The 11404-nt window shown below is 61.4% G+C and carries 9 protein-coding genes and 1 pseudogene; 8 read left to right on the top strand and 2 right to left on the bottom strand.

The genetic code is table 11. The annotated features are described in order from the left end of the window. Nucleotides 1–286 precede the first annotated feature (286 nt). Nucleotides 287–1225 (bottom strand): threonine ammonia-lyase, encoded by a 939-nt coding sequence (locus tag FCU66_RS03180; RefSeq protein WP_136619320.1) that lies wholly within the window; start codon nucleotides 1223–1225, stop codon nucleotides 287–289. Then, the gene (locus FCU66_RS03175; RefSeq protein ID WP_246093751.1) at nucleotides 1215–2318 is read right to left on the bottom strand and encodes a succinylglutamate desuccinylase/aspartoacylase family protein; all 1104 of its coding nucleotides are present in this window, start codon (nucleotides 2316–2318) and stop codon (nucleotides 1215–1217) included. Before FCU66_RS03175 ends, FCU66_RS03180 begins: the two co-directional genes overlap by 11 nt. Before the next feature lie 95 nt (nucleotides 2319–2413). Between FCU66_RS03175 and FCU66_RS03170 the strand changes: the two genes are divergently transcribed. The 8 genes and pseudogenes from FCU66_RS03170 (at nucleotide 2414) to FCU66_RS03130 (ending at nucleotide 11401) form a co-directional block, all read left to right on the top strand. Then, nucleotides 2414–3199 carry an IclR family transcriptional regulator gene (locus FCU66_RS03170; protein WP_136619321.1) on the top strand — a complete coding sequence of 262 codons (786 nt, stop codon included), beginning with the start codon at nucleotides 2414–2416 and terminating at the stop codon, nucleotides 3197–3199. A gap of 129 nt (nucleotides 3200–3328) precedes the next feature. Further along, nucleotides 3329–4078 (top strand): GntR family transcriptional regulator, encoded by a 750-nt coding sequence (locus tag FCU66_RS03165; protein WP_136619322.1) that lies wholly within the window; start codon nucleotides 3329–3331, stop codon nucleotides 4076–4078. Between the two features lie 68 nt (nucleotides 4079–4146). Then, the gene (locus tag FCU66_RS03160; protein WP_136619323.1) at nucleotides 4147–5694 is read left to right on the top strand and encodes a putative N-acetylmannosamine-6-phosphate 2-epimerase; all 1548 of its coding nucleotides are present in this window, start codon (nucleotides 4147–4149) and stop codon (nucleotides 5692–5694) included. Between the two features lie 53 nt (nucleotides 5695–5747). Next, entirely contained in the window at nucleotides 5748–7073 is a 1326-nt protein-coding gene (locus FCU66_RS03155) for an ABC transporter substrate-binding protein (protein WP_136619324.1), read from the top strand. Nucleotides 7074–7129: 56 nt separating this feature from the next. Further along, entirely contained in the window at nucleotides 7130–7996 is an 867-nt protein-coding gene (locus FCU66_RS03150; protein WP_136619325.1) for a carbohydrate ABC transporter permease, read from the top strand. Nucleotides 7997–7998: 2 nt separating this feature from the next. After that, nucleotides 7999–8820, top strand: a complete 822-nt coding sequence (locus FCU66_RS03145) for a carbohydrate ABC transporter permease (protein WP_136619326.1) — start codon at nucleotides 7999–8001, stop codon at nucleotides 8818–8820. A gap of 137 nt (nucleotides 8821–8957) precedes the next feature. Continuing rightward, nucleotides 8958–10133, top strand: a pseudogene (lhgO, locus tag FCU66_RS03135) (L-2-hydroxyglutarate oxidase); the annotation flags it as partial. 278 nt (nucleotides 10134–10411) lie between these two features. Then, complete coding sequence (locus FCU66_RS03130) at nucleotides 10412–11401, top strand: sugar ABC transporter substrate-binding protein (RefSeq protein WP_136619327.1); 990 nt, start codon at nucleotides 10412–10414, stop codon at nucleotides 11399–11401. Nucleotides 11402–11404 lie beyond the last annotated feature (3 nt).

Here is an 11404-nt window from a genome sequence, read left to right as displayed (position 1 = left end):
TCATGCGGACGAAGAAGGAATTCTGCAGGTCGATTGCCGCGAGCCCCAGAACCTTTTCCGCGGCAAGCGAGGGCGTCGCGATGGCGAGTGCGAGCAGAGCAATGGATGCTTTCAAGGAAATGCGCATGTTTCAGTTCTCCTCTTGTTGCGACAGGGCGATTCTTCGCCTCTTTTTCATGTCCCGCACGACGACCGTCCCAGCGACAGGCATTCCGGCGGTATTCCGCGGCACTCGTGCCGTATCCATGTCACGGCCGCGTCCTCCGTGGACCGGCCTTTCTCAACCTCAGCCGTTCAGGCCTTCGACACCGGCGCCGCAGACAAGCCCGGCGATGCAGGCGCCGCGCGGTGGCTTGAAAGCTCCGCTCATCAACGCGGCCAGCGACGCCGCGCCGCTGAGGTCGGCGGCAATGCCGAATTCGAACCAGAGCAATTCAGCGGCCTTCTGCATGTCGGCATCCTCGACGAGGACGATGTCGTCGACGTGCTTGGCGACGATCGCGTAGATGCTTTCGTCCGTGCGGCCGCAGGCCATGGTCGCCACCTTCGTCGTTATCTCGGGCAAGCGAACGACACGGCCGGCAGCCAGGGAGGCGTGAAGGGTCGGTGAACCGGTCGGCTCGACACCAATGATCCTGGCTTCAGGTTTGACGTGCTTCAGGACTTCGGACATGCCGCTGATGAGGCCGCCCCCGCCGATCGCGACGATGTAGATGTCCGCATCGGGAATCTGATCGACCATCTCCAGCGCCACGGTTCCCTGACCGGACACGATCTGCGCATCGGCGAAGGGATGCATGTAGAAGGCGCCGCACGCCTTTGCCTCGGCCAATGCCGCCTCATGCGCTTCATCCCAGACATTGCCTGCGAAGCGAACGTCAGCGCCCCATTTGCGCAGCTTCTCCGCCTTCAGCGGGCTCGCATTGTTCGGCAGGTAGATGGTGGCGGGAACGCCGGCCTGGGCAGCCACATAGGCGGTCGCCAAGCCATGATTGCCGCCGGATGCGGCGACCAGTCCGTTTTCGATCCGGCTCGGCGCGAGCGTTTTCACCCGGTTCGTGGCGCCCCGGATCTTGAAGGAGCCGCTCACCTGGAGGCATTCGAGTTTCAAATAGACATCATTTTGAAGATTTGCGCCCGTGGCATGGTCGAGCTTGACGACCGGGGTGCGCCGTATGAAGGGGGCAATGCGCCGGGCAGCCGCTTCGATGTCCTCATGGTCCATCGGTCAGTGCCTCCGGATATTCGTTGGCAAGCACGAAGCAGCAATTCCCCGGACGCACGCGGCCGGGCTGACGCTTGGCGAAAACGATGCCGTCGATAGGGTGAAGGAGATCGATGGGCGCGCGTGACGGCGTGTGGAGGAAGTGAATGCGTCCGGCAAGGTCGCCTTTGCTGACGGCACTGCCGAGCGGGCTCAAGGGCTCGAAGACACCGTCCTCCTCGGAAAGCAGATAGCCTTCGCTTCCGGGCACCTTGAGCACGCGTGCGTTGGCACCAGGGGCAATGTCAGGCGCGCCTTTCAGGACGCCTGCGTGTTTCAGCACATTGCGGATGCCCCTGCGGCAGATGGCCAGCGCATCCTGACTGACAAGGCCGCCGCCGGCCATCTCACTGCCGATCACGATCAGCCCCTGTTGGTTGGCGGACGCGGTCGAGGTGCGGGTTTCACCGAGATTGTCGACCATGACAACGGTCGGCGCCCCGAAGGCGAGCGTCGCCTTGATGTTCTTGCGATGCCCCTGCGCGGTCGGGGAGGGCTCGATGATCGCGCTCGGCAGGATCATCAGGGACGAACCGCCGGAATGGAGATCCAGGAAGTAGTCGGCCTTCGGAAACAGGATGTCATGCACATAGGCCGCGATCTGGCTTGTCAGCGTGCCGTTGAAATCGCCCGGAAAACTGCGGTTGAAATTCAACCCGTCGACCGGGGAGGTGCGGGTGCCGGCCTCGACAGCTCGAATGTTGATGGCCGGGATCGCGATGATGCGTCCGGCAATATCCCGTGGATCGATCTCGCGCAGAAGCTCGCCGAGCGCGATCGGCCCCTCATATTCATCGCCATGGTTGCCGCCCTCGATCAGGACTGTCGGACCCTCGCCATTCTTGATGACGGCGAGCGGAACGCGGACTGTGCCCCAGGCATCGTCATGCGGCGATTGAGGCACATGAAAGAAGCCGATCTGCTTGCCCTCGCGCTCGAAATCGACCGACGTGTAAACGCTGTTGGGCCGAGGGCTTATCGTCGGGCGCGCTGTGTTGGCAGGTCTCGGTACGGTCATCGGTTCGGCCTCGAAATTCATCATCTCGGGCATCATGTCAGTTTTATATATGGTGTCAAGTTTGGATATAAAACCAATGGCAATTCCGATTTCTTGTCTTTATCGTGCGTGGACCACCGGGGATTCTTCGAATGGCAGATGACGCAAAAGAGAGTGGCAAACCGACCTATTCGGCTCCGGCGCTGACCAAGGGCCTCGATGTCCTGGAGTTGCTGGCGGAGGCGAGGGCGCCCTTGACGATGAAGGAGATCGCGGAAGGCCTCGGCCGTTCGAAGAATGAGATTTTCCGTATGCTGATCGCGCTGCAGGAGCGTCAATATATCGAGCGCAACGCCGAGACCGACGCCTATTCGTTGACCGACAAGCTTTTCAAGCTGGGGCTGCACACGCCGAGCGCGCAGGATCTCATGTCCGCCGCCATGCCAGAGCTGACGCAGATTGCCGGGGACTCAAATCAGTCGCCGCACCTGGTCGTCTTCAATCATGGCTTGACCGTCGTGACGGCGGCCGTCCCCGGCGGCGAGGACATGGCGTTCACGCTGCGCCTCGGCTACGGCCGCCTAGCCACCGACGCGACCTCCGGCCACGTGATTCTTGCCTTCCAGCCGCCAAAGGTCGCGGCGCGGATGATCGATGAATGTGCGGCGCATTCCCCGGCGCCGCTGGATCGTGACGCGCTGGAAAAGCAGCTTCGTATCATCCGCGCCGACGGCTACTGGATGCGCGAGAGCCGTGACTTCGTCGGGATCACCGATATCTGCTGTCCGGTCATCGGACCGGACGGCAGCGCCGTCGCCTCCATTATCGTCGCCTATATCAATCGCCATACGCGTGAAAGCCGCCATGCCTATACTCTGGAGGTCCTGCGTGCTGCCTGCGATCGCATCTCCATGAAGCTGTCACCGCGGGTTCGCTGAGGGATCGTGGTGCGCCGAGGCGCGGACGAAGCACCGTCCGCGGGCCGTTTGCACCGGGTCGATAATACCAGTATAGGTCCAGTCAGGAATATTTTGATCCTGGGTGCTTCTCGCGCGGGAGGAAGGGCAATGGCAACCGTGAACCTGATCGGGCTTGTCAGTCGGGAAATGGAAGCGACAGCGTCCGATGTGCCGCTTTACAGACGATTGAAATCGGCGATCGAGGCAGCGATCCGTTCCAATGCATTGAAAGCCGGCGCGGTTCTGCCGGGCGAGCGGGTTCTGGCGGAAGCCCTGTCGATCTCGCGTGTCACTGTGAGAAAAGCTCTGGCGTTGCTCGAAGAGGAAGGGCAGCTCAATCGCCGGCATGGTTCCAAAACCGAGATCGGGTCGCGGGTCGAAAAATCGCTTTCGACGCTGACGAGCTTTTCGGAGGATATTCTGGCGCGCGGCCTGAAGCCTGGATGTCTGTGGCTTTCCAAGCAGATAAGCCGTCCATCCCCAGCCGAAATGATGGCCCTGGGTATTGCCGGCAATACCAATGTGGTTCGCATGCGTCGTGTGCGGACAGCCGATGGCGCGCCAATCGCCGTCGAGGTTTCGGCCGTGCCGGTTCGCTTCCTTCCTTCGCCCGAGATGGTTCAGGATTCCCTTTATGAAGCGCTTGATGCACGCGGCTTCCTGCCTCAGAGGGCAATCCAGCGCATGCGCTCGCGCGGCGCGTCGCTGGAGGATGCAAGGCACCTTCATTGCGAGGCGGGCGCACCGCTGCTGATGACCGAGCGCCGCTGCTTTCTCGCCGACGGACAGATCGTCGAATACTGCGAGACACGCTACAAGGGCGACGTCTACGATTTCGTCTTCGAGCTGCAAAGGTAATACCAGTTATGAACTGGTTGTAATCTGGTATTTTCCATTTATCGTGATGGCGACAGGGGAGTGCCGACGTGCAGCGAGAAGACATCGCCAACAGTCTCATCGTGTCCTGCCAGCCGGTTCCCGGCGGCCCGATGGACAGTGCACAATTCGTGACAGGCTTTGCCAAGGCCGCGCTTGCAGCGGGGGCTAAGGCCCTGCGCATCGAATCCGTGCTCTATGTCGCCACCGCCCGCTTGGCCGTGCGCGCGCCGATCATCGGTATCGTCAAGCGCGATCTCACCGACAGCCCCGTGCGCATCACACCCTATCTGGCCGATGTCGAGGCCTTGGCCGAGGCGGGCGCCGATATCATCGCTTTCGATGCGACGGACCGTGTCCGTCCCGTTGCTGTCGAAGCGCTTGTGAAAGCCGTCAAGGCCCGGAACAAGCTGACCATGGCCGATTGCTCTTGCCTTGACGATGCGCGCCGGGCCCTTGCCGCGGGTGTCGATTTCGTCGGCACGACGCTGTCCGGCTATGTCGGCGGGCCGGAGCCGGAGGATCCGGATATCGCCCTCATCGCGCAGATGCGAACCTTGACCCCCTACGTCATCGCCGAAGGGCGTATCCGGTCGCCGGAGCAGGCGGCTGCCGCAGCGCACGCCGGCGCCTATGCCGTGGTTGTCGGCTCGGCGATCACCCGTACCGAGCATGTCACCTCATGGTTCCACCAGGCGATTTCCGACGCCTATGCGGCGGGAGGCGCGCAAACCGTGCTTGACCCAACCATCCTTGGCCCAACCGTCCTGGGCATCGACATCGGGGGAACCAAGACCATGGCCGCGCTGGTCAGCGGCGGCAAGGTGATCGAGGACATGATCGTGCCGACCGCGCGAGAGGCCGGACCCGACGTCTGGCTTGCATCCTTGGCGCAAAGCACGTCGGCCTGGTCCGGCCGCTTCCATCGCATCGGTATCGCGGTGACCGGACTGGTCCAGGATGGGCGCTGGTCGGCATTGAATCCGGCAACCCTGGGTATTCCCGATGGCTACCCGCTGGTCGAAAGGGCATCCGCTGTTTTCGGCAAGCCGGTCTGTGCGTTCAACGATGCCCAGGCGGCGGCCTGGGGCGAATACAAATTCGGCGCCGGGCAGGGTCGCGACATCGTCTTTCTGACCATCTCGACCGGAATTGGCGGCGGCATTGTCTGCAACGGCCGATTGCTGTCGGGTCTTGCCGGTCACTTCGGTCTGATCCGTGGTCTGTCTGAAGACCGGGCCCCGCTCGAAGACAGCACCTCCGGCCGCTGGATCGCTTCGCAAGCCCTCAAGGCCGGCTTCAAGGCCGATGCCGTCGATGTGTTCGGGCGCGCGCTGAAGGGCGAGGCCTGGGCCGGCGCCATCGTCTCGCGGAGCGCCTTGCGGGTCGCGACGCTGTGCCGGGACATTCAGATGATATTCGATCCGAAATCGATCGTCATCGGCGGCAGTATCGGTCTTGCCGAGGGCTATCTCGACCGGGTGCGCGCGCATCTGGGCGAGGTTCCACCGCGCCTTTCCTCCGATCTCGTGGCGGCGAAGCTCGCAGGCCACGCCGGCGTCATCGGTGTTGCCGACCTTGCCGAACGGGCAGGGTAACGGCGCCACGCAGCCGTGCCATGCAAAAATCATCAAAAAAGAAGGGAACGATCATGAAACTGAACAGGACGTCTTTTGCGCTTATGGCCACCCTCCTTGCGGGGACGGCTTTGCCGACCTTTGCCAACGCAACCGTGACCGTGCTTGGCTGGCCCGGCGGCTCCGAGGAAACCGCACTGCGGGCAACCGTGGAAACCTATAACAAGCAGGCAAGCGATGCCGACAAGGTGGAACTGCTGTTCTTCAACCGCGAAGGCTTCTACGACAAGCTGCAGGCCGACATGGCGGCCGGATCCAGTGCCTTCGACTTGAACCTCGTCGCCACCTACTCGATCGGTCGCTACGCGCCCTATATGGAGCCGGTCGATCTTGGCGCGGACGCGGCCAAGGTTTTCGGCGAATCCGTTCTCAAGACGATGCAGTTCGACGGCAAGCAATACGGCGTGCCGACCGACCTTTCGCTGCACTTCATGTACTACCGCAGGGATCTCATCGACGCCTTGATGAAGGATGACGCCGCCAAGAAGACCTATGGTGAAATCGCCCAGAAATATCTTGGCAAGCCGCTGCAGCCCAAGGATCCGGACAGCTGGACCTGGGACGACTGGGCAGCCACCGCCCTCTATTTCACCAAGCAGGTGAACCCCGACAGCCCGGTGCGCTACGGCACGGTCCTGCAGATGAAGAACCTGCTGTTCAACATGATGGTCTTCCAGTCGCTGCCGCGTTCCTATGGCGGCGACTGGATGGACAAGGACGGCAATGTCACGGTCGATTCTGATGCCTACAAGACCTGCCTCGAACTCTACAAGAAGCTCTATGATGCCGGTTCGTCGCCCAAGGATTCGCTGAGCTACGAATACGCGGAAACCAACGCGGCCTTCGCATCCGGCCAGGCCGCGACAGCGCTGCAGTGGAACGCCGCGGCGGCGGATCTGACCAGCACCGAAAAATCCCCGGCCGTCGCCGAGGTGACCGGGATCGTCGCGCCGCCGGCAGGTCCCGACGGACGCGCTGATCATATCCACGGCCTTGGTCTGGGTCTCAACAAGAACGCCAAGAACAAGGAAGGCGCCGTCAAGTTCCTGAAGTGGCTCGCCACCGAGGATGCGGCCTTGCTCTATGCGCGCAGCGGCGGTTCGCCGGCATTGTCTCCCGACGTCGTCGCCAAGGTTGCGAAGGAACGTCCCGACCTCGTCAAGCTCGGCGAGTTCGCCAGCAAGTACGGCTACGTCATGACCGGAGCGACATCCGCGAGTGCGCTCCCGGTCTATGAGCTGCAGGCAAAGGAGTTCATCGGCTACTGGTCCGGCCAGCAGAGCCTCGAGGATGCGCTAGCCCACACCAAGGCGGGCATGCAGGATCTTCTCAAGAAATAAATCATTGGCCGGACGCCGGGTCGAGGCCTGGCGTCCGGCGTGTTTGGCGGATCGACATGGCCCTTGTGACACGTGCCGAAGGCAGGATGTATCTGACGCCGCTGGTCGGCTTCCTGCTTCTGTTCCTCGGCTTTCCGGCGATCGTCAATCTGATCTATTCCGTTTCGACCGTCACATTCGAGACGCTGCGCAGTCCGGTGTTGAGCGGTCTTGGCAACTATGTCGCCGTGTTGAACGACCGGGAATTCTGGAGCTCGGCCTGGTTCTCTCTGCGCTTCGGTCTTTTGACCGCATCGGCCGAATGTCTGATCGGCCTTTTCCTTGCCATTTTCCTGGCGCCGCTTCTGAGCAAGCGTCCGGTCCTGATGGCGCCGTTGATGCTGCCGCTGATGGTCGCGCCGGCCATGGTCGGTCTCATGTACCGGCTGGTGCTGCATGAATTCGCAGGCCCCGTCCCCTACTATCTCTTCGAATGGTTCGGTGACAGCCCGGCCTTCCTTGACATCAACAATGCCTTCCGCACCCTTGTTGTCGTGGAAACGCTGCAATGGACGCCTTTCGCCTTCCTGCTCTTCTACATGGCCTATTCGGCCATACCGCTCGACGTGCGCGAAGCCTCCTCGCTCGACGGTGCATCACCGCTTGAGATCGTCCGGTGGATCGACCTGCCGTTGATGAAGCCGACGCTGGTCATCGCGTTTTTCATCCGGTTCATCGACGGTTTCCGGGTGTTCGACAATGTCTATGCGCTGACCGGCAGCGGCGCCGGCGGCTCGACAACCTCCTTGTCGATCTACATCTACCAGGCTTTCTTCAAGGAAGGGGCCATCGGCAAGGCGGTCGCCGCTTCGGTTGTCCTGTTTCTGGCGTCGTTCATCGTTCTCCACGGCCTTAACCGGCTTGCCGGCCGCAGGAAGGGTTGACGATGGTGAAGGCACTGCGCTGGATCGTTTTTGCCATCGCTGTGCTGGCGATGAATTTCCCCATTGTCGTGACGTTGATCACATCGCTCAAAAGCCAGCGCGAGCTTTCGACGAACCCCGGTTTGTGGATCAGCCGGCCGACATTCGACAACTATCTGGAGGTCCTGACACAGACCAGCCGCTTCAACATCTATGCCTATCTGTTGAACAGCACGGTGGCGGCACTGATCGGAACCGGCCTTGCGATCGTGCTCGCGTTCCCGGCTGCCTATGCGATCGCGCGCAGCGAGGCGGGAAAGCGCTTGGTCCTGCCGATCGTCATCAACCTTCGCGCCGTGCCGCTGATCATCTTCGCGATCCCGCTTTACATGATGTATCAGTGGCTGGGCCTGCTCGATACGCGGATCGGGCTCGGGCTCATCCTGACGATCGTCAACGCGCCGCTTGCGCTCGTCATCCTGGTGAACGCGATTTCCGATGTGCCGGTCGAACTCGACGAGGCGGCGAAAGTCGATGGCGCAAGCTCCTTGCAGGTGATGATGATGATCGTCCGGCCGGTGATCCGCCCGGCGCTCGTCACAACCTTCATCTTCGGCTTCATCACCGCCTGGAACGAATTCCTCTTCGGCCTCATGCTGACAACCAGTCGTGCCGTCCCGATGACGGTCGGCGCATCCTTCTTTTTCGCCGCGAGCGGCGGTGGCGTAAAATGGGGGACCGCTTCCGCGGTCATGATGCTGGGCGCCTTGCCGCCGGCCTTGCTGGGGCTTGTGATGTATCGGCAGATATCGGGATCCATGACCGCTGGAGCGGTCAAAGGCTAAGGCGGTGACAGGTCATGGTGGAGAGATTCCATGGAGTATGCAATGCAACCGCCGTGCGGCTGGCGGAAGAGCCGCTTATCGTCGCGAATCTCGTCGGACCGCAGCCCGAGGGAAGCTGGATCGGACAGGAGGCTTGATTGATCTACGACTTCTGCGTGATCGGCGGCGGTATCGTCGGACTTGGCCCGGGAATTGCTGGCGCTGCGCCCGCAGGCCAGCCTGCTTCTGCTCGAGAAGGAGGATACGGTCGGCAAGCACCAGACAGGGCATAATAGCGGCGTCATCCACGCCGGCATCTACTATGTGCCGGGCAGCCTAAAGGCGCGGCTCTGTATCGAGGGGGCACGCGCGACCAAGGAGTTCTGCGACGAACATGCGATACGCTACGACACCTGCGGCAAGCTGATCGTCGCGACCAACCCGCTTGAGATGACCCGCGCCGACGCGCTCCATGAACGGGCGACGTCGAACGGACTCAGTTTGCGGCGGGTGGGAGAATCCGAGCTGAGGGAACTGGAGCCGCAAATTGCCGGCGTCGGTGCCTTGCTCAGTCCGGAGACGGCGATCGTCGACTACCGGGAAATATGCCGGAAAATGCTAGCGCTTCTGCAGGCCGCCGGCGCGACCAGCCATTTCGGCGAAACGGTGAACCGGATCAAGGAGACCGGCTCTATCGTTGAGATCGGCTCCAAAGGCGGGAGCTGGCAGGCGCGACAACTCGTCTGCTGCGCCGGGCTCCAGTCCGACCGGCTGGCGCGCATGGCAGGCGCGGATATTTCCTACAGGATCGTGCCGTTCCGGGGCGAATATTTCCGCCTGCCGCCAAGGCTCAACCGGATTGTCAGCCATCTCATCTATCCGGTGCCGGACCCCGACTTGCCGTTCCTCGGAATCCATCTCACGCGCATGATCGACGGATCGGTGACGCTCGGTCCCAATGCGGTGCTCGGCCTGTCCCGGGAGGGCTATCCGAAATTTTCCATCAAAGCCGCGACGCGGCCGACATGATAGGTTTTCCGGGATTCTGGAAGCTTGTGATGCGGCATCGGCGCCATGCGGCGCACGAGCTTGCCAATTCGCTTTCGAAGCGTGGGTATCTGGAAGAGTGCAGGAAATACTGTCCGACGCTCGAACTCGCGGTCCTGACGCCTTACCCGGCCGGCATCCGTGCGCAGGCGGTTACGGCATCTGGCGAGGCCGTGCACGATTTCCTGTTTGCACAGACGCCGCGCACCCTGCACGTTGGAAACGCACCGTCACCGGCGGCGACTTCGGCCATTCCCATTGGTCGGATGATTGCGTCCAAGTGCATCCAACACATGCGCCAAAGCTCCTACTCCCAGTTGGAAATCGTCCTGCTCTATCGCACCACCGGTCCAATTGGGAAACCGGGGGAGGTCGGCCTTCGGTTCTGTTGAACGGGCGCTTGTGCCCGGTCACGCATCGGCCCGTCGGCATCATGTTATGTTTAAAAATAAACAAAATTGACCTGTAATTTAGATGAAGATAGACATATCGATTGAGATGGCATATCGTCAGATGGAGGCTGACATCGGGAAGTGGCCTCGACACCCAGGGAGGAGACATAAAAATGAAATCGAAGCTGGTTTTGCGCGCTTCCATTGCGACCTTGCTTGCGGCAGGCTGCTGCGTCGCCTCTAGCGCTTTTGCAGGTGACAAGCCCAAAGGGCTGATGCTCTTTTCGTACCTCGGCGATCAAGCCTATGTTCGCCAGTACAATGTTGCCAAAGGCCGGGCGGGCAAGATTGAAGATGTCCAGATCGACGTCAAATCGGGGACCTCTCGCGGCGACGTCAATTTCTTCATTCAGGAAATCGTCAACGCTCCCGCTGAAGGCTACAAGGTTATCGGCGTCAATACCGGCGCCACCTCCAAGGAACTGGTAAGCGCGCTCAACGATGCGACCAAGCAAGGCATCAAGGTGCTGTCCTTCGACGGCGCGCCACCGCCGATCGACGACCTGACTGCGCAGGTGAATTATGATCCGGTCGGGGCCGAGAAGGCAGTCGTGCAGGAGTTTGCCAAACAACTCCCTGCGGGAGGCGAGATTGGCGTCATCCGCTGTATTGCGGGCCTGGCGGATACCGACGCGTTCATCAATGCTTTCAAGGACGCGTTGAAGGGTACGAAGTTCAGCATAGTTGCCGAGGGCGACGCCCGCTGCGATCCCGAGAAGTCGCGCACGATCGCCGAAGGCATGCTGAACGCGCATCCAAATCTGGTCGGCATTTACGACATCTTTGACGTCTCGGCACAGGGAACGCTGCAGGCGCTCGAAGCAGCTGGCTCCAATGTCATCGTGGGTTCAGTCGGCGGTCAGGAATACGCGCTCAAGGCGATCGCTGCGGGCAACAAGAACTGGAAGTTCACGGTGCCTTACCCGTTCGAGGTGATCGCCAGAACAGCCACGGACACCACCGCTGACCTGGTGCGCGGTAAAAGCGTTGAAAAGCTTGTGGTGGTGCCGGCGCAGCCCGTCCAAACCTCGGAGAATGCTGGCGGCATGCTGAAGACGGTCTCCGACGTGGTGGCCGGCAATGTTGATGACGTCGTGAAATAGCGC

This window comes from Mesorhizobium norvegicum (assembly GCF_004919685.1).
Classification (GTDB): Bacteria; Pseudomonadota; Alphaproteobacteria; order Rhizobiales; family Rhizobiaceae; genus Mesorhizobium; species Mesorhizobium norvegicum.
The sequence above is the reverse complement of the archived record's forward strand: the minus strand, read 5'-3'. Positions and strand labels throughout refer to the sequence as shown.